The organism is Schlesneria paludicola DSM 18645, from assembly GCF_000255655.1.
GTDB lineage: Bacteria > Planctomycetota > Planctomycetia > Planctomycetales > Planctomycetaceae > Schlesneria > Schlesneria paludicola.
On the sequence record NZ_JH636434.1, the window covers coordinates 2758572 to 2781947 of the forward strand.

Here is a 23376-nt window from a genome sequence, read left to right on the forward strand (position 1 = left end):
AAAAGCGTCCCCCAGTTCGGATTGCAGGCTGCAACTCGCCTGCATGAAGCCGGAATCGCTAGTAATCGCAGATCAGCATTGCTGCGGTGAATGTGTTCCTGAGCCTTGTACACACCGCCCGTCAAGCCACGAAAGCGGGGGGCATCCGAAGTCGCTGCGTGAACCGCAAGGACACAGGTGCCGAAGATGAACTCCGTGATTGGGACTAAGTCGTAACAAGGTAGCCGTAGGGGAACCTGCGGCTGGATCACCTCCTTTCTAAAGGATATTGGTCAATTGCGCCAGAGACGTTGGTTGGGGTGATGATTCGAGCAATCGTTTCTGAAACCCGTATCTTCCAGCGAATCAAATCAATAACAAACAGTCCGCATCAAGCGTAATTCCGATTCTCAAACCTCCAATCTGTTTATACGAAGCCTACTCAGGCCTTAACCTGAGTGGGCTTTTTTCGTTTGCTGGTGGTCGCTCGTTGCCTCTCTGCAATTGATTGTACGGCCGGGAATTTCGTCGTCGAATTGCCATCACTTTTTGTACAATGCGGTGGGGGCTGTTGTCGTCAGGTGTCATCGACAACTTGTCGTGCGTCGATGTGGGATCGAGGCGGCTGAGATCGAATTCATCAGCGGTTTCAGGTGCGTCGGTGGCAGTTGGGCGGATGTAAATGGCAGGTGATTGGCATACTGCGCGGCATCGGGTCGGGGTCGCGTTTCTGGCATTGGCGTGTATCTCACTCTGCGTCTGGGCGCGAAGCCGCACATTCTCGGATGGTGTTGAGTTTCACGGCGGTGATCACACCCGTATCTATCTTGAGTCTGAAAATGGATTCCTGCTTCTGACACGTATCAGGGAACAAGCGAGCCACGAGAGGTTCTTTCCTCGTTGGACGACGATGCTTTCGCCAGGCCTTGAGGTGGCGAATCATCAATATCACGATGACTGTGTGACCTGGCGACTGGGGATCTTTGCTTTGGGTAGCCATGAGTTCCCGAAAATCGGGAAGGATGCCGACGAAATAAAGCTTTGGCTCGTCTCGTACATGTGCATTGTCGTGCCATCAATGATCCTGTCCGCATGGTTGCTGCTCGGCCGTCGCATGCCATGGAATCGGCGAATCTCCGTCAAGCCGGCAGATTCGTCGTCCGCATCGGAACCCGCCTCTGCTTGAGGACATTGGGCGGTCGTGGCATTATGGATTCTTCACAAAGTCGGAAGGATCGTCTTTCGCGTAGCCAGCATGCGTGAGCATTGCCCCGGGGATGGTGCCACGCTGGCCCCGACTTTCATCTCGCGCAGCGAGATTAGCAATTTGGATCGCGGCATAAAGGTATCTCTATGATTCGGCCTTGGACGGTGATGTCGGCGCTGGTGATCTTGTTTGTGGCTGTTGTGGTTGCGGAAGCCGCCCCGCTACAAATCGCCACATTTCAAATTGATGTCACGCCTCCGATGGGTTCACCGCTGTGTGACGGGTTGGTACCCGAAGCGGCCAAGGTCGATGATCCATTGTTCGCACGTGGATTGATTCTGCTCGGCGCCGGTGATCCGATTGTGTTGTGCGCCGTCGATTTTGTCGGAATCGGAAACACGGGACACGATGCGTGGCGAGACGCCTTGGCACGTGCGGTGGGAACGACGCGAGCTCGAGTCGCCGTGCAATCTTTGCATCAACACGATGCACCAGGTTGTGAGTTTGATGCCGAAGAAATTCTTGCCGCACAAGGACTCAGCGGAAAGATCAACGACATTCCGTTTCTCAAGTCCGCAATTCAACGAGTGGAAACCGCCGCTAAAGCCTCGTTGTCGAACGCGCATCCTCTGACACATATCGGAACTGGCCAAGCACGAGTCGATCGCGTCGCCTCGAATCGCCGCGTTCTCGGCGATGACGGCAAGATCAAGATTGTGCGCCTGAGCTCAACAAAAGATCCCGAGGCCATCGCTGCTCCTGAAGGCGTGATCGATCCCAATCTGAAGATGATCAGCTTTTGGAACGGCGACTCGTTGTTGACGACCGTGACGTACTATGCGACTCATCCACAAAGCCACTACGGAAAAGGGGCCGTCAGTTCCGATTTTGTTGGGCTGGCGCGTGCGACCCGCGACCGTGACGAACCTGGCGTGTTTCATATTCATTTCAATGGGGCAGGTGGTAATCTGGCCGCGGGGAAATACAACAACGGCTCGCCAGAAGCTCGAATTGAATTAACTCAGCGACTCGCCGAAGGAATGAAGAAAGCCCGCGAGAACACTCAGCGTTCGCCGATTTCGGCCAGCGATGTGGAATGGCGCGTCGAGCCTGTCTCGTTACCGCTGCGCGATCGATTGCTGAATCTAACCGAGATCGAAAAAGTGATGCTCGATACGAACGTCATTCCACGGGAACGCGGTCGCGCCGCTCGAGACTTCGCCTACGCCACACGCATCAAATCCGGCCATCAGGTCGAGCTGAGCGCACTTCGACTTGGGTCCGCCATGATCCTGAACCTTCCTGGTGAGATTTTCGTCGAATACCAGTTGGCCGCCCAAGCCATGCAGCCGGACCGGTTCATCTGCACTGCGGGGTATGGAGACTATGGGCCAGGCTACATCGGAACCAAGATTGCCTATTCGCAGGGTGGCTACGAGACCAGCAACGTTTCGCGAACCGCACCGGAAGTAGAAGACGTGTTGATGCCTGCAATCCAGAAGCTGCTCAAATAATCGCCTCGATGGCCATGCGATGCGCGAGACGAAGCGGGCAAGACATTCGGCGATGAAATTGGAATCGCCAGCTTCATCGCGGGAGCGAAAGGCATTCAGGCGCGAGGCGATTCACTCGTTGCGAATCCGCCGTGCGATGGATCATGGTGTTTGCGATACACATAGGTTCCGCCGATCGGCTCAGACTGAAAGTCTGTTTCCAGACCATAAAGGTTTTCTGCCGCACCAAGAATCAGCATACCTTCGTCTGATAAGAGTCGGTGGAACAAATCGCACAGTCGTTGACGTGATGCATCATCGAAATAGATCAGGACGTTGCGGCAGAAGATCATGTCGAAAGGTCCAATCTGATCGACGGGGTCCATAAAATTCAGCCTCCGAAACTCAATCTGACTTCGCAGACTGTCATTCACATCCCAGCCGTCGTCGGCTCGATGAAAGAACCGTCGCTTTTGATCCATTGTCACGCCGCGATCAAGTTCACGCTCGGTGTATCGGCCCGCCCTCGCAATGTTCAGGTTTCTAGCCGAGACATCTGTCGCCAAGATGGGAAACGACTTGGCACTGACTCCATTCGCTGCCTCACCCGCGACGTAGTCGAGAATCGCCATCGCGATGCTGTAAGGCTCTTGCCCCGTCGAGCATCCGGCAGACCAGATCCGTGATAAGGGAACGGGATAGTTCGTTTGGCGCCGGTGGCGAATTTTCACCTCCAGTTCAGGAAGGATCTGCCGCCGAAGTGCCTCGAACGGATGTCCATCACGGTTGAACGAGGTTTCACCCGTCGTTAAAGCCTCAACGAGTTCGTCCCGCATCTTCACAGCACTAAAGTGGACGACACGCGACAAATACTCGGCGAATGAGTTAAGCCCATGAGTTCGAACGACGGATTCGAGCCTCGACTTCACCAGGTACATCTTGTCATCGGTCAAGACCAAGCCACAAAGCGACCGAACCAGCTTCTGGACCTCACGAAACTCTTGGGGCGAGACATCCACGCGGTCACCGTCCGATCCCAAGTTGAGACATCAGTGCCGGGCCAATCTCCGCAAGCGGCAAAACTTGATCGGCGATTCCTGCGGCAACAACGCTGCCGGGCATCCCCCAGACAATGCTGGTCGCCTCATCCTGAGCAATCACGTGCGCGCCCGCTCGTTTCAACACGCCTGCACCTTTCGCTCCATCCGTGCCCATCCCCGTCAACACCACCACCAACACCTGTCCGGCGTATGCAACCGCAGCGGATCGAAACAACACATCCGCCGCGGGGCGACACCCATTCTCTGGTGGTGCATCGCTGAAACCGGTGGTGATCCGTCCGTCACGTGCGTGCAGAACCAGATGTGTCCCGCCGTGTGCGACGTGCAAGACTCCTGATTCTGCGATCCCGCCTTCTCGCGCCTCGACGACCGGTATGTTACAACGCCGTGACAAACTTGATGCAAAATATTGTGTGAATCCCGTCGGCAGATGCTGGACCAGAAACATCGGCACGGGACAGTGGGGCGCGAACTGAGGCAGCAGGCGCGTTAGCGCATCGGGGCCGCCTGTCGACGAGGCGATGACGACGGCGCGAAACCGAGTTGCCACTCGTTTCGAAAATACAGGCGGAGCAGCGTTAGAAATGACATCTCGTGGTTCAATCCTGCGGCTCGATTTGAACGTGTCCAGTTTTGCGAACAGTTGCTGGCGGAACGACTCTTCATTTGCGCGGGAATCGGGCCCATCAGGTTTCGTAATGAAATCAAACGCCCCCTCCTCCAACCCTTCGATCGTCACCGCCGCACCTCGTTGCGTGTGTGAACTGATCAGGAGCACACCGATGGATCGCCCGAAGTTGCGGGACAGTTCCCGCAATGCCCTCAGGGTTTGCATTCCACCGATTCCGGGCATTTCGAGGTCGAGCGTCACCAGATCGGGGGGATTCTGTCGCGCCATCTCGAGGGCCTTTTCGCCACTCCAGACTGAACCCACCACGCGGGCATCGACACGATGCGAAAGAGCCTCCTCAATGACGCCTCGAAAGATACGGGAGTCATCCACGATCAACACATTGAGAGGTTCACCACTCATTCGAGATCAGCATTTCCCGGATTGATCTTAAATCGCCCCACGAGTTTCTTTAGTTCTTTGCCAATCTGATCGAGACGTTTCGCGGAATCATGGACTTTCGTCGCTGACTGGTTGGTCAGATTCGAAGCAACACTGACACCGTGAATATCCGCCGAGATTCCCCCCGCTGCTTTGGCAGCTTCACCGACATTTCGTGAGACGTCGGTCGCACCGCGTGCCGCCTCGGCCACGTTTCGCGACATGTCACCGGCCGCCTTGGCCAATTCGGCAATTGACCGGGCGATATTGCTGACTCCTTTATTCGCCTCACCAACATTCTGAGAAATCATCGTTGCAGACCGCGTCTGCTTCTCCACCGAAAGCGAGATGCGACCGGCCGACGCGTTGATGTCCTTGATGATTTGTGACACATTCTGGATGACCTGCACAGCCTGCCGGGTGTCATTTTGCACCCCTTCAATCTTACGAGCGATATCTTCCGCCGCCTTGGCGCTCTGGTTCGCCAGTTCCTTGATTTCATGGGCCACGACAGCAAAGCCTTTTCCTGCCTCGCCCGCGGAAGTCGCTTCAATCGTTGCATTCAGTGCCAGCAGGTTCGTCTGCAGTGCGATCATCTTGATCGTTTCAGTGACCTTGCTGATTTCCACTCCCGATTGATTCAAAAGTTGAATCGTCGCCGTCGCCGAATCCGCCATCCGGCTGGCATCCTCGGCCACGCGCGATCCTTCACGGACGTCATTCAGAACGTCTTCAAACGAGTTCGAAATCTCTCCCACAGCCGTCGACACAATCCCAACGTTGTTCGAAGTCTGTTCGGCTGCAGACGAAATCGTGCCCACGTTGACGCTCATCTCTTCACTGGCAGAACTGATCGAGGCGACATTCACGCTCATTTCTTCCGCCGCCGCAGCCATTGTGCTGATATTTGAGGACAACTGTTCGGACGCACTGGCGACGCTCGACGACTTCAGCGAAGTCGTCTCACTCTGGGACACCAGTTGATCCGACACACCATTCAGATCCATCGCCGAATCGAACAGACCATTCGAAACAGATTTGATTTGTGTCACGATCGTCGTCAATGAATCCGCCAGTGAATTGGTCGATGTCGCGAGCTCGCCCACTTCGTCGCGCTGCTTCAGCAGAATTCGCTGCGTCAGATCCCCATCCGCCATGGATTGAGCCAAATTCCGAACGGCAAAGACCGGACGCGTTACGGATTCTTTGACGAAGTAGGCCGCGACGAGTCCCAGTACGAGCCCGGCGATCGCGACACCAATGATCCACCAGAGAGTACTGAGATACGCGGCAATTCCCAGATCTCGACCGTTTCTCGCCTCGACCGCGAATAGCTTTTCCAGTTCGTCGATGCGTTTGACACATTCGTCGGCCGCCACCCGTGATTCCGTCAATGAAATCTCGACCGACCGATTGTTAGTATTCAATCGAGACAGCTTGATGACGCGGGCGAGCGTTGCCTTCAAATCCAGAACAAGTGTCGGAACGTCGAACTGATTCGAGACCGATCCACCAGACGCAACTCCAAGACCACTTTTGGTCTGTTCGAGCAGGTCGTCCAATTTCTTTTCGTAGGTCTGCATCTCGTCGTCATCGACCGAATCGATGTGCCTTAAGGTGGTCGAGAAGATCCCCATGAGATTTTCTTGCAGCTCATCGACGGTCTTCAGTCGTTTCAGCTCTTGTTCGCTCGAACCAAACTGGGCCGTGGCCTCTTCCTGCCAAACATGGAAGCGACTCGCGAGCAAATCGAGCTGTCGCTGCACTTCGCTTGAAAGCAGCTTTTTCGCTTTGTTGTTAGTGTTCTCGATCGCCAGGTCGAGGATCGTATTGTTGACCTTCTCGGCGACATCCAGACTCTTCCCCACATCTTCGACCCCCTTCGCCTGGCCGGCCAACCGATCCTTGGCAACAACTTCTCGCAATTCATCAAGTAGGCTGTGGGCCTCGACAAGTTCCGATCGCGAAATCGCCGCGAAGGACTTCGAAGTGTCATCGTCGGTCGATAAGACAGCGTTCTTCTGCGCTCGAACGCTCGAAAGAAATTTGACATGAATCTCTGATGTCAGTTTCGACTTCACGATTGTCGATTCGACGATCTGCCGAATCTGGAGGCTGAAAAAAGAGATGCGATGAATCGCGACATACGCGACGACGACGACCGACGTCATCAGGATCATCGTGAGCAGCAACAATTTCGTCGTCAGTTTTAAGTTCTTCACGGTGACACCTGTGACAAATGGGGTCCTGAGACCGGATGGAGAGAATCGCGTCGGTCGGACCGCGCAAAGTTTTGCTCCACGACCGTCAAGAACCGTCGTGGGTTGAGAATGACAATGAGCTCGTCAAATTGCTTACAGATTGCGGAAACGAGATCAATCCGCGTTAGCTCGAGCTTCAGGTCGTCGCGGTGGATTGAGGCGAACCCCTCGAGTCGGTCGGCGTTGACACTTTGAATTTCGGAGATCTCATCGACAACCACGCCAAACGCACAACCGACATGCGGCTTGAAAAGCACCAGCCGCGTCTGTGCCGTCACTGGCTGAGACGGCATCCCGAGCAATTGCCTGAGATCCAATGCCAGGAAAATATGTCCGCGAATATTGACCAGACCTAGCACTTCTTCCGGCGCATGTGCAACAGGCGTCCACGTCGGTTCATTCGTCACTTCTTTGACGTCCAGCGTATCGACGCCGAACAGTTGCCCGTTCAAGCGGAACGTGCAGAACAATCGCAGCGATTCCATGACGGCCTCCTTTCAGTTCGAATTCGCTTGACTCACGGACATCAAACTCACCTTGCGGACCAGACGGTCGTGATCGAGTTTCACTTCATACCCGTCGTATCCACACTCTTTGGCCTTCGCTTCGTTCTGCTCGCCGCTCAATGACGTCAGGGCAAGCATGGGAGTCTTGATCCCCCGGCGACGGACTTCGCGTGCAAACTCCCAGCCATCCATTACCGGCATCTCAATATCCGACACGATCAAATCGAACGGTCGCCCCGTCGAAAGGATCTTCAAGCCATCCGCCCCATGAATGGCGGTCGTGACATCGAATCCCTCGGCGACCAGATACCGTTTGACGACTTCACGAAAGAACGCCGTATCGTCGATCAGCAGCACGCGTCGCGACGTGCGTTCAGAGTTTCGCCCCGGTGATGAAACAGTCCCCGCCGTGCCGAACAGCTTTTCCGACAGATGATGAAGCTCAAGAAACAGCGTCAGTCGATCACGCACGATGGCCGAACCAAGAATCCCATCCGGCAGATCCGGATGCTGCTGAATGTCGAGTGCAAGTGACTCGGTATCGACGATTCGTGAGACCAGAATCCCCATTGGCAGCGACACAAATTTTGGCAGGATCAACGTCATCAGCGCAGGATCGGATTCCAGCGTCGACGTGTGAATCAATCGGTCAAGTCGCAAGATGCGCGTCGAGACTCCGTCGACCGTAACGAACTCGTGATCCCCCGCCCGCTCGATTCGATCGCGATGAATGAGTTCAACTCGCCGAATCTGAATGAGGGGCAATGCAAATTGTTCCCGCGGACCATATTCGAACAGCAAGACGCGATGAACCTGCGCGGCGTCACGTGCCGTATGGCGCTCATCGAGCGTCTCGACTGCGGAATCGAAGCTCAGATTTGCGTGATCAACGATCCCATCCACATCGGCGATCAGCGCCACATGGCCATCCCCCATGATTGTCGCGCCGGCAAACAGGTTGACCCGTTTCATCGAAGGATGCATCGGCTTGACGACAATTTCTTGCGTGCCGCGAACCTCATCGACCACCAGTCCGAAACGGCGACTGCCCTGCCGCAGGACCAGGATGTACTCAATGGGCCTCTCACCGACTGCAATCGTTCGCGCGGCAAGCAATTCCGCCTTCTTTTCTGCCGTAAATCTCTGATGGTGGCCCACGACATCCGAGAACCGAACGATCGGTAACAGGCGATCCCGCAACCGATAGACTTCGGTATCAAAGGCAAGTTCGATATGACCACTGGCTTTCGGATGCAAACAGATGACTTCTTCGAGGTCTCGCTGAGGAACCGCGAAGCGATTTGGCCCGACGGTGACGATCAGACAGCGAATAATGGCAAGCGTCAGGGGCAGCTTCAGCGTCATTGTCGTTCCGCGTCCAACGTCGGAATCGATGCTGATTGTGCCTTCCAGTTGTTCAATATTTGTCTTGACGACATCCATACCGACGCCACGCCCCGATACTTCCGTTACGTGAGTCGCCGTTGAGAATCCTGGCAGGAGAATGAGTGAGAACAATTCACGGGGCACCATGCGATCCAACTCGGCCGCCGTTCGCAGTTGCACAGCCAGCGCCTTCGCCCTGACGGCCGCCGAATCAATTCCCTTACCGTCATCGCGCACTTGAATCTGAATCTGCCCATCTTCGTGCGTGGCCGACAGAACGATTCGACCAGCGGGTGGCTTTCCCTGCGCTTCACGCTCTGCTGGCATCTCAATGCCATGATCGACGCTATTGCGGATCAAGTGCATCAAAGGGTCGCTCAATTGTTCGATGATCGACTTATCGAGTTCGACGTCACGACCGAGCAGTTCGAGATCCACCTGTTTGCCGAGCTGCCGGGCGAGATCACGCACCATGCGGGGAAACTTGGCGAACAAGTTTCCGACAGGTTGCATCCGTGCACGCAGCGTGACGTCCTGCAGCTCAGAAGTTACCGAGTTCAACCGCTGGATGATTGAACGATGCGTCGCGTCCTCGTCCGAAAACGAGAGCAAGGATTGGTTTCGCACCAGCGTCAATTCGCCGACCAGCGTCATCATTCGATCCAGAAGCTCAACCTGAATTCGCAGTGTCGATGACTTTTCGGTGAGACTGGGCATTGTCAACGCGCCAACGGCAGGGGCGTTAAAGGGCGTACGTGCATTCGCGGGGATTGCCGACTTTCCCGAGGATGACGCGGCCACAGACGTCGTCGTGTCGCCGCGTGAACTCGTCGCGGCCCCCTGACAATCAAGGTCCGTAACTCGGCAGTTGAGCTCCTTATGCAATTGGTCGCTCGATCGTTCCGCTTCGCACTCGGCCGTCCAAGTGACGTTCCCCGAGGGCAGCACGGCAAACAGATCGACGACGGGCAGCGTCAAGCGTCCGGACACAACATTGACTGCTGTTGCCACTTTCAGAAACGCATCAACGACACCCTGATGCGGACGAGACCACGCAGACAGATCCGCGTTCAAACGAACCGATCGCCTTTGTCGGGTTTCGCGCACAAACGGTTCGAAAACGGGTGGCGCGTGTTCCTCACGCGGTTTGATCAACACACCCGACCAACGCACGGGACCGGTGGGAAGACACTGGCTCAAACGACTGGGTCCGAGCTGCAATCGCGCATCACCGACATTTCTCTGGGCGACATACTCTCGCATCCGACGGACCAGACGTCCTCCCTCAGCCTTGGCACTCCAATCGGACAAATCGACGTCAAACTCGGCATCCGTTCTTTTGCTCGCCGACGCGGTCGCCAACTGATCGATGATGTCCTGAATATCGACTTGAGAACTTTGATAGGCGTCGTCAACCAGTGCCGCCAGGCGATCGCGAGCGCTGAAAAGCAGCTCGATCATTCGATGAGCAACGGGGAACTTGGTTCCGCTGAGCAGCGACTCGATCGCATGCGCCAGCTCGTGAATTCGAGAAAGGCCCAGGAATCCTGCGTCACCCTTGATCGTGTGAATCGATCGAAAGCAACGATCGATCATGGCCGAGGCTTTGTCTGCCGCGGGCTGCTTTTCAAGGCTAAGCAACGAATCTTCGACGACGCCCAAGTGCTCGCGCGCGTCAATGATGAATTCATCAGTTCGATCAGTCATCGGGAATCACGGGCCTCCCGAATCAGGCGATGGCTGAATGCCCGTGACTCTCAAGACGAACTGGACATCAGGTCCGACACCCGTAAATTCCACGTGCGGCCCCTGCCCCCCGCGCGTGTCACGCAACGCAGCCAACAGCGCGAGCCCCGTGGCATCCAGATCGACCGTTTGCGACAGATCGAGAATAAATCGTTGGGCCGACGAATTGCAGGCGTCGACGTACCCTCGTCGAACCACTTCAGCCTCTGCGGTATCCAGAAATGGAGCGACGGAAACGGTCACCGTGTCCGTCACGGGTCGCGGAACAGTTGGCGGAGTGACCGTGCTGACAACAGGTACAGAACCGGCATTCGACGCCATCGCAACGGGTCGTGACGTCTCCGAAGCCATCGAAAGCGCGTGGCTGATGCTGCTCACAAGTTGAGCGGCATCGCCATCAAAGCGACTCCAATCGAGGCTGGCTTCTTTCGACGCCGCAGAAATACGACTGAGAAAATCGACGCCACGCAGCAGCACATCGATCTGCTCGGGCCGCAACGACAGTTGACCGTTCTGCGCCGCGACAAAACCGTCTTCCATGACGTGGGCCACACGCACTGCCGGATCAATCCCGACGATCCTGGCGGCACCCTTGATCGAATGCGCGCCGCGCATCATCTCGCTGATCTGTTGCGTGTCCTGAGGATCGCGTTCAAGCGACAGCAGCCCCGACGTCAGCGTTTCTGCGTGCGTCTCGACTTCCGCTCGGAAGATCTCGAGCATCGAACCGTCATTGAATATCTCGCCACTCATGGCCGGCCCCGAGAATCATCGATCGCACATTTCAAGAACCCTCCTTGTTTTACTAGGTGAACAGGGGACGGACAAACTTTTCATGGCAACCTTTGACGGGATGCCTGGGAATTACGCCCGCCAAGTTCACGGCTCCGCTAAAATCACTACAGGCCAAATCATCGGCAAATCCATCAAATTCCAACAACTAGTCAGGTTAGGGCCCTGAGAAAGATGGAGGTCATTGCCCGACATCGTTTTTGATTGATACAGTCATTCCAGTTGACCAGAACTCATCACATTTTAAGTTTTGCCGATCTCTGTGTCTCCGTGCCTCTGCGACTCCCCTTCCCCCGCTGGGCCCACCGGTACGTTTTGTGTCGACCGGGCACGCATTGGTTGTGAGGGAGACACAGAGGCACGGAGACACAGAGAGAGGATGTCGTCTTGAGATGAAGTCGCGACCTGTCTTCGTTTCTCCATCACGAAAAAGCCCTGCCCTTTATGTTGAAATCGCCGCCGGGAAATCACGGAATCAAAGTGCTGCTGGTTGATGATCAGCAGATCGTGGCCGAGGCGATTCGTCGAATGCTTGAAAGCGAAGACGACATCGAATTCCATTACTGTTCTGATCCCGCACAGGCATTGCTTCGTGCGAAAGAACTGTCGCCAACGGTCATTCTGCAAGACCTCGTCATGCCGGACATCGACGGCCTGCTACTGCTGAAATTCTATCGCGCCAACGAGGCGACGCGCGATATCCCCATCATCGTGTTGTCCTCACAAGAAGAACCTGTGACGAAAGCCAAAGCGTTTGGCCTGGGTGCGAGTGACTATCTCGTCAAACTGCCGAATCGCGTCGAATTGATCGCCCGGATTAGACATCATTCCAGCGGCTATATCCATCTCCTCGAGCGAAACGAAGCGTTTGAAGCCTTACGTGAGAGTCAGCGAGAACTGGCAGAAGACCTCGCGCAGGCGGAACGCTATGTGACGTCGCTGTTGCCCGAGAAGCTCAACAGCGATCGCCTGATCACCGACTGGATGTTTATTCCCTCGTCAAAACTGGGCGGCGATTCGTTTGGTTATCACTGGCTCGACGATCAAAACTTCGCCTGCTATTTGCTCGACGTTTGTGGGCACGGCGTGAAGTCAGCCCTGATGTCCGTTTCGGCCATGAACGTCTTGCGAGCCCAAAGTCTGGCAGGATGCGACTTCCGAGACGCCAGCCAGGTCCTGTCCGCGCTCAATAACGCGTTCCTGATGGAGAAGCACAACGAGATGTACTTCACAATCTGGTACGGCGTTTACAACACGGACACGCGCGAGCTCAACTATTCCGGAGCGGGGCATCCGCCCGCGATTCTGCTCTCCGGCGACGGTGCGTCACCCCGAAAATGCCTGCAGCTCGAAAGTCAGGGCCCCATGACAGGTGTCGTCGAGGATATGCCGTATGACGGTCAACGGGTCGATGTGGCGCCGGGTTCGCTGTTGTACCTTTACAGTGACGGGATTTGCGAACTGCACAAACCCGATGGTTCGATGTGGCCGTTCGGCGAATTTGTGGAGGCAATCTCGGCACCGCCTCCCCCTGGCGAATCTGCCATCGAGCGGATCCATTCCGTGGGACGCGACGTCCAGGGCGGGGCTCCCTTCGTCGACGATTTTTCGATCCTGGAGATCAAATTCGTCTAAGGACCTGTTCAAATCACGAATTCGTCATGGCTCCAGTCGATGTCGCGGCTCCGATGCAAACGACGATGATCTGCTTCTGACGATTGCAACGAACACCCTGCTGCCGTACACGGATTTCGGAATGTGGTCTATCGTCCTGACGAAGTCAGCACTGGCGGAATGAGAACCGGGACGGAGAATAGACAACACTCATCTCAAGTCGTTCCTACGTTCGCTTCAAGGGAGATTCCCATGCGCGTCTGGCCTGGACACCCCTATCCACTGGGAGCCACCTGGGATGGCAGTGGCGTCAACGTCGCGTTGTTTTCGGATACCGCGACGAAGGTGGAACTGTGCTTGTTCAACTCGCCCGATGATCACATCGAATCCGAACGGATCACGCTACCCGAGCGGATGTACAACGTCTTCCACGGTTACTTTCCGGACATGCGACCGGGCACGCTGTATGGGTTTCGTGTCCACGGGCCCTATGATCCGCAGAATGGACTGCGATTCAATCCCCACAAATTGCTCTTCGATCCTTATGCCCGAGCCGTCGGGCGTCAATTGAAATGGGATGATTCGCTGTTTGGCTACCGGCTTGGCGATGCCACAACCGACCTGTCGTTCGACGATCGCGACTCGGCTCCCTTCGCCCCCCTGGGGATGGTCGTCGACACCGACTACACCTGGGGCAATGACCATCGGCTGGAAACCCCTTGGGAACGCACCGTCATCTATGAAGTGCACGTCAAAGGTTTCACCGAGCTGATGCACGATGTGCCTGAAAAGCTTCGCGGAACTTATGCCGGCCTTGCCAGTCCCCCGGCGATTGCCCACCTGAAAAAACTTGGGGTCACCGCCGTTGAGTTACTGCCGATCCATTTTCATATCGATGAGCATTTTCTGACCCAGCAGCATCGCGTCAACTACTGGGGATACAACTCGCTCGGCTTTTTTGCCCCCGAGCCGCGGTACTGTGCGGCTCACCAGCCCGAGCTCATGTTGCAGGAATTCAAGTCGATGGTCCGCACACTGCACGCGGCCGGCATCGAAGTCATCCTGGACGTCGTTTACAACCACACGGCCGAAGGGAATGAACGCGGCCCCACGTTGTCGTGGCGCGGCATCGACAATACCAGCTATTACTTCTTGAACGACAACAATCGCCGGTACTACACCGACTTCACCGGTTGCGGAAACTCGCCCTACCTGCGACATCCACGCGTACTGCAAATGGTCATGGACAGCTTGCGTTACTGGGTGACCGAGATGCATGTCGATGGATTTCGCTTCGACCTCGCCGCGACGCTCGCACGGCAATTCCATAATGTCGATCGCATGAGCGCGTTCTTCAACGTCATCCATCAAGACCCCATCCTCTCGCAGGTTAAACTGATCGCAGAGCCGTGGGACATCGGCGAAGGCGGCTATCAATCCGGCCGGTTCCCGATTATCTGGACCGAGTGGAACGGCCGTTATCGTGACTGCATCCGTCGCTTCTGGAAGGGCGATGAGGGCACAGTGCCCGAATTGGCGACGCGTCTCGCGGGCAGCAGTGATCTGTACGAAGACAACGGCCGACAGCCATCAGCAAGCATCAATTTTGTGACCTGCCACGACGGGTTCACCTTGCGCGATCTGGTGAGCTACAACGACAAGCACAACGAAGCAAACGGCGAGGGAAATCGCGACGGCAACAATCATAATCTCAGCTGGAACTGCGGGATCGAAGGCCAAACCAACAAGACGGAAATCCTGGAGCTGCGCGACCGTCAGATGCGCAACTTCATGGCGACGCTGTTTGTCTCGCAAGGCGTTCCCATGCTGCTGGCCGGTGACGAAGTCGCTCATTCCGCCCAAGGCAACAACAACTGTTACGCTCAGGACAATTTTCTGTCATGGATCAATTGGGACACGACAGAATCCGCCCAAAAACAGTTGGCATTCCTGCAACGGTTGATTGAAATCCGCCGAGATCAACCTGCATTGTCACGCCGTCGGTTCTTTAAGAACTCGGTTCATGGCGACGATGTCGACGACATTTATTGGCTCGACAGTACCGGACGCCAGATGACGCCTGCAGACTGGGAATCGCCAACGCGAAGTTCGCTGGGTCTGCTGTTGCTCGGACATTGCAGTCAGATCGACGATCAAGGAGCGTGCATTATCGGCGACAACCTGCTGATCCTGATGAACGCCCACTTCACGCCCGTCACATTCAACCTTCCGCCGGAGGTTCGCAGGTTCCGTACGCTCGACCGGCTGTTTGATACCTACGAAGGCGAGACCGAGATTCTTCCCGTCGATGTCACCAAACCGTATGTGCTGCGGCCACGCAGCATGGCCCTGTTCCGGCATCAGATCGTCGGCTCTGAATCAACCCTGCGAAAGTAACAGTGCAACTGGATTCTTCGTGGCAATAGTTCGCATCCTCAACGTTGTTCGGTGCCGTGATACCCCATAAAAAGCGAAACTCAGGCGAGCCGAGCAGCGTTAGCTCTCGGATATTTGGGCTTCTGATTTCACTTTGCGCCTGGCGAGATCGCGCAATGCAACGCAGGTAAACCGAGAGTTGACGCTGCTCGGCTCGCCAGGATCGATGGCGGAGCAATCACTTCGAGATCTTCAGATCGCACGTCAGTCGAGTCCCAGTTTCTTCCGACCTTCTGGAGTTAAACGATTGGAGTTCCAACCCGGTTCCCACGTCTGTTCGACGACAACCTGCCTGACTCCAGGAACCTTCATGACACGTTCACGCACGGGAACGGACAACGTCGGATGTACCGAGATCGAGCCATCGACAAAGTAGCCCAACACGGGACGGCCACGATGCGGCATCGACATGACCAGCGTCACGACGTCGCCGCGCACGCGAACATCATTGACCAGTCCCAGTTCGACGACGTTAATATCCGCTGTGTAAAGCTGCGCATCCTTGCAATCGCGCAGCGCACTCCAGATTGCCGTCTTTAAGGTGAGGTCGCCAGCTTCTCCCGTGCGTGCCAATTGCCCTGACGTGGGTACGTGATCGACACTCCCCTTGTCGGTCGTTGATCCTTCGGAAACACTCAGGGGCGTCATGAGACATCGACGCAGTTGCTCAATCACCGGAGCCCCATCCTTTAGAGTGAACGGGATCGAAACGTAGGCGTTCTTTTGCCGCAGTTCCGCGCCTTTGGGAACCCGCTTCACCGGTAATGGATATCGGCTCCAGACGGCCCCATGCCAGCGATAGAACGGTAGTGGAACTCCAGTGTGCTTTAGTTCAGGGAGTCCGGTTGCCTGATGCTCGAGAAAGAGCGCCATGAACGAGTCGCGGCTGACATCATGATAGAATCCGACACCCCATAGATCAGTCTGATGCTCCGCGTCGACATCGCCCGTTTTCAGCTTGCCATCGCGTCCCATCCAAAGGGAATGGTTGAACGACTGTCCCGAGAAGACCCATTCGTCATCCCGCAGCGCTTCTGCTTCGAGATCTTGAATCGCTTTCATCGATCCAAATTTGTGGAACCACGGCAAGCCGGTATAGAACCGGTACTCGACATCGATCTTCAGGCGGCTGGGTGTGTAGACAGGATGCACAGGTGAATAGGGAAAGCCCCAGCGTCTTACGATGGTGCAGAGCGGACCGCGAATGACTTCGTAGTCAGGGCATTTTTCCCACAACGAAATCCGCATCTTCTGAAAGTTGCCCGCATCGACATAGTCGTGTGCCCAATCGATACCCGGTGGTTCCCCGTGACCTTTACCACCCGAGAACATTTCGAGTCCGTGCTCGCGCTGCAGCGTCAGCCGTTCGAGCTGTCCGGTCTGCCGCGAAAGTGAGGCTTTGAAAAAGGCGTTTGAGATATCCAGCCCAAACCCCTCGCCTTCGGTTTTCAAATCGGAGGGATACTCCGGAAGCTCTGCATGGGGATTGCCGTAAAAGACCAGCAATCGCTGCTGTTCCTTCGGCCGACTATCGCACAGAAACAGAATTGATCCTACGCGTTCATGGTCGCGGCGGACTTCGTGAAACACCTGACAGGGAAGTTCGGTGAGCGTACCGTCCACGTACCGCGCCAGTCGAATCTCACGCGCGAGCGACTCCACCTGATCCGCGGGAAAGCTGAGCGTCATCTCGATGGGCTCGGACACTCGAGCGTCCCCGGCCGATTCTTGCACTTGCAGCTCTTTCGCGTACTTCCATCCGCGTGCCCATTTCGCAATCGACGGACCGTACGATTCGACAGTCCGCCAGTGCGAGGTCTCAATCACGGACTTTGGTGGTGCTTGTTCTTCCGTCTGCGTCTGTACGGCGGTATCGCGCAGGGAATGCGTCAGCGACCGAACGAGATCGAAATCCTTTCGATCCCAGGCCTCTTGCAAGAGTTTCATCTTGGTTTCGAAGGAGTCACTGCGAGCGGCGGCGGGGATTCCCGCGGGGGCGACGGAAGTTTGCGCGAGCAATCCCCCCTTTGACCAGAACACGCAAACCAGTACCACCCAGACCGCGCACCGAGAGACCATTGGCGGATTCAACATGTGAGTTTCTCTGCTTCCTTCTTGAACGGCGTCTGGACGCTCGTGACCTCGACAAAGTTTGCGGCCTGTGGTTTTCGGGACCAGCAGATCGGCAGCGTTCTCAGAGTGTTACATTGAATTCAACTGAAATCTACCGAAGCGCTTGCTTGGCGCGATCCGAATCGCTTTCGTAAACTCGTCTCATCGCTATCTGGCGCAAAGGGTTTCTGATGTCCGTACGATCTGAAACTCAATTGACATCGATGGCCCGGCTTGGCAACGCACGCTCCCGGTGCTGGTATCTCGAGCGAAATCGATGGGCAACTCGACGATGTCGAAACTCGATTTCTGCAATCGGCTGAACACTCCTTTCCATGACGAACAGGGGATTTCCATGCGAATCGCTGCAGTCACAGCGTTCTTAGTTCTCGTCACCGTGACATCGTCGGCTGTTGCAGACAATTGGACGCACTGGCGTGGCCCCACCGGAAATGGAGCAGCCCCGCAGGCGACTCCACCGACGGAATGGAGCACCACCAAGAACGTCAAATGGAAAGTCCCGATCGCGGGACGTGGAATCTCGTCGCCGATCATTTGGGAACAGCAGGTCTTCGTGGTCACCGCCGCTCCCGTCGGCGAAGCGAGTGGCGCGGGGTTGCCCAAGCTGGAATTCAAAGTCATCTGCTTGAACCGGCAAGACGGCAAGCTCGTCTGGGAAAAGACAGCCACCGTCGCCATCCCACATCAGGAAACGCACAATACGAATGGATTCGCATCCGCGTCACCCTGCACTGATGGAAAGCACGTCTACGCCCATTTCGGCTCGCGCGGCTTGTACTGTTATACCATTGATGGCGAATTGAAATGGAAACGCGACGACTTTGGCCAAATGCAGACGCTCAACAGATTCGGCGAAGGAAGCTCGCCAACTCTTGAAGGCGACAAGATCCTAGTCCCGTGGGACCATCAAGGCCCGTCAGCCTTGTATGCCCTCAACAAGTTGACCGGGGAAACAATTTGGAAAGCCGATCGAGAAGAGCCGACTTGCTGGTCGACACCTCTGGTCGTCGAACATGCGGGACGCAAACAAGTCATCATGAACGGTTCGAACTTCGCCAGAAGTTATGACCTTGAATCGGGGAAAGAGATCTGGAAATGTTCGGGGCAGACCAAACGCCCCGTCGCAAGCCCCATCCATCTGGACGAGATGGTCATCGTGGGCAGTGGCTTTCAAGGCGCGTACATGGGCGCATTCCGACTCGACGGGAATGGGGATATCAAGGGTTCCGACAAGGTCGTCTGGACCATTGACCACGATTGCCCTGACATCGCCTCGCCGGCGCTTTCGTCTGGCCGGATTTATTTCCACAAAGGGAAGTCCGGTCTACTGTCGTGCGTCGACGCCACCACAGGAAAAGGCCACTATTTTGCACGACGCATTGATGGTGTCGACAGCACCTATGGATCACCGGTTGCCGCCGGCGGTTACGTCTTCCTCAGCTCCCGCTCGGGCCACATCGTGGTCATCAAGGACTCTCCCGAATTCGAAGTGGTCGCGACAAACAATATCGAGGAAACACTGAGCGCCACCCCGGCACCCGTCGACAACGAGCTTTTCATTCGCGGGGAAAACAACCTTTACTGTATTGCCAAAGCCAAGTGACGAACGAAGCGCGCTTCGACTTTCGCGTCTTCGCTCGGCAGGTTCATCACAAGATCAACGCTTAATGCCCACCGTTCGTTCCGATCGGAACGAGCGGTGGGCATTCTTATTTTCGAGCGAGCAGATATGGCACGTTTTGCAGACGGGTGACCACCTACTTGGCGGGGGTGACGTTGATTCGCAGCGTCTTCATGAATGGGTGCTTGCAACTGGCACTGCGAGCACTCAGTACGATTGGCTCAAGCGTTGACGTCGGCAAGCTTTCGCCCGTCCAGTTAATCGTAAAGCACTTCGACTTGTTCGGTACCGGGCCATTCGTCGTTTGCACACTCATTCCGTCAGGAAACGTCGGTTGCTCGAAATGCACGACATCATCGGGAGGGCCCTCGATCAAGTACGTGAGACGAATCGTTCCCCCCAATTCCAATTGCAGTGGCACACTTTCATCAACTTGCTGTCCGTACACGTGCCCGTGTTCGTACGTCAAAACGGGATATGCGGGGGTTTGCCCGGCCGAGTACACGAAGAGTGCGACCGCAGCGAGCGTCGCAAGCAACACGACCATGCCCGCCCCTGCCAGCAACAGGCCCCGGGGAAATTGGGATGGACGAACAACAGGTCGTGATTGCGGCAGCGCTCCGGAAGCGAAGTGGCTGTAATTGGACGTGTTCCTGGCTGATGTTCGAAACGTGTCAGTCAAACGCTGTGGCTCATTTGCCGGGACAATTTGGCTCATCGCGTTCAGAAATCGCTGACGCAACTCCGCCATGCTCTGTGGACGACATGCCGGATCCTTTTCGAGACACTGCAAAACCAACTCTTCGAGTTCTACGGGGTAGATCGCCTCTCCGTTGACCTCGGTGAATCTCGGAGCGGGATTTCTGACAATGGCACTGAGACATTCAGCGAGGGCAAGGTGTGAAGAATCGGCCTGTGGAAACGGGACACGGCCCGTCATCATTTGATATAGAATCACTCCGAACGCGTAGATGTCTGACAACGTCGTCGCTCGCGGTTGTCTCGACAACAATTCCGGGGCCATGTACTCGGCGGTTCCAGCACCATCTTGTGTGTGGTTTCGTTGGGTGCCTTCGGAATCGAGCTTCGCGGCAATCCCAAAATCCAATAGTACAAACTTACTTTTGTCGATCAGCAACCCCGATTTGCCGCTGTATCCTCGTAGGATGATATTGCGCGGTTTCAAGTCTCGGTGAATCAAGTTGTCATCATGAGCGTGCGCGAGTGCATCCCCCACCTCGCTCACGAATTTGAGGAGCTGCGCGTCCGTCAGTCGGCTGCCTTGTCTCTTGAATAATTTCTCAAGGTCTTCACCTTCGAGATATTCCATCACCAGATAGGCCAGGCCATTGTCGCTGCCAAAGTCGGTCACCTGGACGATATGGTTGTGCTTGACCTCGGCCGCCAGTCGCGCTTCTTTCATGAATTCGCGCGACGACATCCCGACCTTCACGGCCACCGCCTGATTGAATTTGCGATCTGTGCCTTTATAGACCGCCCCAAATCCGCCGCGATCAATGAATTCCTCAAGCAGATAGCGGCCATCGAGATCGCGGCCAACCAAGTCTTCAAGGTCATCAATCTGAAGTTCGCAAGTCGTCATGAAAGCGCCCTGTCACTCGGAGCAGATACGGATTTCGAATGCTTCATCCCCAAAGGCCGCGTCCACAAGGACGCCCCTTTGACGCGCCAACCGGCTAGGGTCACGCGGCGAGCCAACCGGCGTCGCGGCGCTACTGTTGAAGTCGACGCTCGCATCCATGGACGATGGCGACCATGAACATCCCGATCAGCACGCCCTCAAAAGGCTCCCGGCTGAAACCTATCTCAATATTTCCAACAGGAGATACGGGAATTGGGAAAAGCCTCACGCCTCGCATCCGCGGCATGGCGAATTTGTCGCGTTCACAACGGACGGCGCTGCACAGCCTGCCCGCAAAAAGAGAAAAATCATCACAACTGTACCGATCGGACGCGCGATGTGAGAGCTGCGATTCTGACATGCGAGCGAATGCGACAAAAAGAGACGCCCGCAAATGTAGTCAGGCGCCCCATTGAAGGGCGCCTGACGGGAAATCCATCTGCCAATTCCGACGCAACATCGGCCGGAACTCGGACAGGCATTGAATCAAAACATCACGTGCATCGACGACGAAACTCACCACTTTCGGTGTCGATTTCGATTTTATCACCGATTTCGACGAACTGAGTGACCTGTAGTTCGTGCTTCGAATCCTTGAGGATTGCGGCCTTCGTGATCTTTCCCGAGGTATCGCCACGCACCACCGGTTCGGTGTATTCGACTTCGCGAATGATAATCTTTGGCAGCACTACCGAAATGGGGCGACCTTCGTAGAAGGTGACTTCGCAGACATCGGTCATGTCCGGCACCAGATACTTCTCCAGGTCCGAGATGGTTTCCGCGTCGATTTCGTACTGGTTGAATTCGGCATCGACAAAGACGTGGTTCGGCGGTGCGAAGTAGGAGTAAGTGCACTCCTTCTTTTCCAACATCACGCCTTCGACTTTTTCGTCAGCCTTATAGACCAGCTCGGAAACCCGGTTGGTCATCAGGTTTTTGACTTTCAGCTTGACCACGGCTGCGTTACGGCCCGACTTGTTGTACTGAGCCTTGATCACAATCACAGGGTTGTTGTCAATGATGATAACATTGCCCGATTGCAATTCGCCGACGATTTTAACACTCATGAGACTTGTCCAATGTGACCTTCGAAGTGAAAAACTCGCATCTTCCCACTGTGAAAATGATGCACGGAAATGCACGCCGGCACTGACCTCATTTTTCACGCACGAAGCGCACCAGATTGTGGGCGAGATCCCCCAATCGGTCAAGTTGCCCGACCCAGTCTTTGCTGTGCCGTCGTACAGATTGTCGTCTGGCCGCGAATTCCGACCAGTCCGAACCCGCATCGCCCAGACCGTTCCACGATCGCCAAATCGAGCGAACAGCCTGTTCGTCAGGAAATCCATCGAGATATCTTATCAGAAATGCATCTAGTTTCACGAGATGCGCGCCATCGTCTTGCGGATAAATTTGCCAGACAAACGGTTTTTGTGCCCATTGCGCCCGAATAAATGACTCTTCACCGCGGACGAAATTGACGTCGCACGCCCAAAGCAACCGGTCGTAGTCCTCGGGACCCAGAAACGGCAACCCATGCACAGTCAACGAGCCCCTGCTGATCGTCGTTCCCGGCGAAACCATCTCGCCCAACCATTCTGAAACATGCTCCGTCGCCAGGCCGGCGGTGACGAACAATCGAACTGGCTGAGTTCCCTGTTCCCAGCAATCCAGAAGCCCCGGCAGCGATGGGTTGGGGTAGCAGAACAGCGAGACCCGCAATTCGTCATTAGCCCCGGGAACGATTCCCAGTTCCTGCCAGAAGGCGCTGACGGCTGGCGCATCAAACGCCGCCCGTTGTTCAAGAAGCGTTCGCTCGCGAAGTAGCCCGCCGGTCTGCGGCGTGAATCCCGGGAAAAAGAAATACTTCTTGACCAATGAGCCGGGTTGAGGTGACGCCAGTTCGTGACACCCCTCCACCCACTCTTCGGCACTCAAATATTCCAGGTTGATCCAGATCGGGGGGGCGGCCCGCTGCGACATCGCATGCACGTAGCAAGCGGGAAGTTCACACGCGAACGCCTCAATCACCACATCTGCCGGCTCGACCTCGGGAAAATCTGGATGCCAATGATGAACCTCAATGGACTCGATCAATTGGACCGGGGCATCCGCGTCGACAGATGCGTTCAGTTGAGCGAACGTCTGGAGGCAATCCACCCACAACCGCACCTTGAAATGGTATTCACTCGAAAGCTGCCTGGCCAATCGCCAACAAGTTCCGATGTCACCGAAATTGTCGACGACGCGACAAAAAAGATCCCAACGCTCAACGTTCATGGCCAATAAGGTTTCGTTTCAAAAAAGCCGCCGTGCTGCAGCCATCGTGGCCCTCAACCCGGCTGAGGCGATCAGCAGTCTATCGGACGTGAGACATTTTATCTCGCAATTGCCCTTGTTCGCGTTTTTGAGTTCGATTACATGTTTGCGGAACCAAATTTGGTTAAT

General features: G+C 55.7%; 15 protein-coding genes and 1 other annotated feature. Of the genes, 5 read left to right on the top strand and 10 right to left on the bottom strand.

The features are described 5' to 3' along the window. Positions 1-112 precede the first annotated feature (112 nt). Positions 113-245: a sequence feature (16S ribosomal RNA rRNA prediction is too short), on the top strand. Between the two features lie 416 nt (positions 246-661). Both OSO_RS0113715 and OSO_RS0113720 read left to right on the top strand, forming a co-directional pair. Then, positions 662-1165, top strand: a complete 504-nt coding sequence (locus tag OSO_RS0113715; RefSeq protein ID WP_010583847.1) for a hypothetical protein — start codon at positions 662-664, stop codon at positions 1163-1165. A gap of 167 nt (positions 1166-1332) precedes the next feature. Continuing rightward, positions 1333-2700, top strand: a complete 1368-nt coding sequence (locus OSO_RS0113720) for a hypothetical protein (protein WP_010583848.1) — start codon at positions 1333-1335, stop codon at positions 2698-2700. Positions 2701-2795: 95 nt separating this feature from the next. Here the strand turns inward: OSO_RS0113720 and OSO_RS43425 are convergent, their stop codons facing one another. From OSO_RS43425 to OSO_RS0113750, 6 genes are read right to left on the bottom strand one after another with little or no spacing between them, the layout of a single operon-like run. Continuing rightward, positions 2796-3698 (bottom strand): CheR family methyltransferase, encoded by a 903-nt coding sequence (locus tag OSO_RS43425; RefSeq protein WP_162130541.1) that lies wholly within the window; start codon positions 3696-3698, stop codon positions 2796-2798. 4 nt (positions 3699-3702) lie between these two features. Further along, positions 3703-4773 (bottom strand): chemotaxis-specific protein-glutamate methyltransferase CheB, encoded by a 1071-nt coding sequence (cheB, locus tag OSO_RS0113730; RefSeq protein ID WP_010583850.1) that lies wholly within the window; start codon positions 4771-4773, stop codon positions 3703-3705. Next, a complete protein-coding gene (locus tag OSO_RS47940; RefSeq protein ID WP_010583851.1) occupies positions 4770-7013 on the bottom strand; it encodes a methyl-accepting chemotaxis protein in 2244 nt (747 codons plus the stop codon). The genes cheB and OSO_RS47940 overlap by 4 nt, the downstream gene beginning before the upstream one ends. Then, positions 7010-7537 (bottom strand): chemotaxis protein CheW, encoded by a 528-nt coding sequence (locus OSO_RS47945; protein ID WP_010583852.1) that lies wholly within the window; start codon positions 7535-7537, stop codon positions 7010-7012. Before OSO_RS47945 ends, OSO_RS47940 begins: the two co-directional genes overlap by 4 nt. Before the next feature lie 12 nt (positions 7538-7549). Continuing rightward, complete coding sequence (locus OSO_RS43440; protein WP_010583853.1) at positions 7550-10651, bottom strand: hybrid sensor histidine kinase/response regulator; 3102 nt, start codon at positions 10649-10651, stop codon at positions 7550-7552. A 6-nt stretch (positions 10652-10657) separates the two neighbouring features. After that, a complete protein-coding gene (locus OSO_RS0113750) occupies positions 10658-11443 on the bottom strand; it encodes an Hpt domain-containing protein (RefSeq protein ID WP_010583854.1) in 786 nt (261 codons plus the stop codon). 483 nt (positions 11444-11926) lie between these two features. On the opposite strand from OSO_RS0113750, the gene OSO_RS52380 reads away from it, so the two are divergent. Together OSO_RS52380 and glgX are read left to right on the top strand one after the other, a co-directional pair. Then, a complete protein-coding gene (locus OSO_RS52380) occupies positions 11927-13117 on the top strand; it encodes a SpoIIE family protein phosphatase (RefSeq protein WP_010583856.1) in 1191 nt (396 codons plus the stop codon). A gap of 231 nt (positions 13118-13348) precedes the next feature. After that, entirely contained in the window at positions 13349-15493 is a 2145-nt protein-coding gene (glgX, locus tag OSO_RS0113765; RefSeq protein ID WP_010583857.1) for a glycogen debranching protein GlgX, read from the top strand. Between the two features lie 243 nt (positions 15494-15736). On the opposite strand, the gene OSO_RS0113770 is transcribed toward glgX, so the two are convergent. Next, entirely contained in the window at positions 15737-17626 is a 1890-nt protein-coding gene (locus OSO_RS0113770; protein ID WP_010583858.1) for a metal-sulfur cluster assembly factor, read from the bottom strand. Positions 17627-17999: 373 nt separating this feature from the next. On the opposite strand from OSO_RS0113770, the gene OSO_RS0113775 reads away from it, so the two are divergent. After that, on the top strand, positions 18000-19268 hold the full coding sequence (locus OSO_RS0113775) for a BamB-related PQQ repeat family beta-propellar protein (protein ID WP_040592347.1): 1269 nt from the start codon (positions 18000-18002) through the stop codon (positions 19266-19268). A gap of 154 nt (positions 19269-19422) precedes the next feature. On the opposite strand, the gene OSO_RS0113780 is transcribed toward OSO_RS0113775, so the two are convergent. The 3 genes from OSO_RS0113780 to earP form a co-directional block, all read right to left on the bottom strand. Then, positions 19423-20889, bottom strand: a complete 1467-nt coding sequence (locus OSO_RS0113780; protein WP_010583860.1) for a serine/threonine protein kinase — start codon at positions 20887-20889, stop codon at positions 19423-19425. Between the two features lie 533 nt (positions 20890-21422). Further along, a complete protein-coding gene (locus tag OSO_RS0113795; RefSeq protein WP_010583862.1) occupies positions 21423-21995 on the bottom strand; it encodes an elongation factor P in 573 nt (190 codons plus the stop codon). 88 nt (positions 21996-22083) lie between these two features. Next, a complete protein-coding gene (gene earP / locus OSO_RS0113800) occupies positions 22084-23208 on the bottom strand; it encodes an elongation factor P maturation arginine rhamnosyltransferase EarP (RefSeq protein ID WP_010583863.1) in 1125 nt (374 codons plus the stop codon). Between the last annotated feature and the right edge of the window lie 168 nt (positions 23209-23376).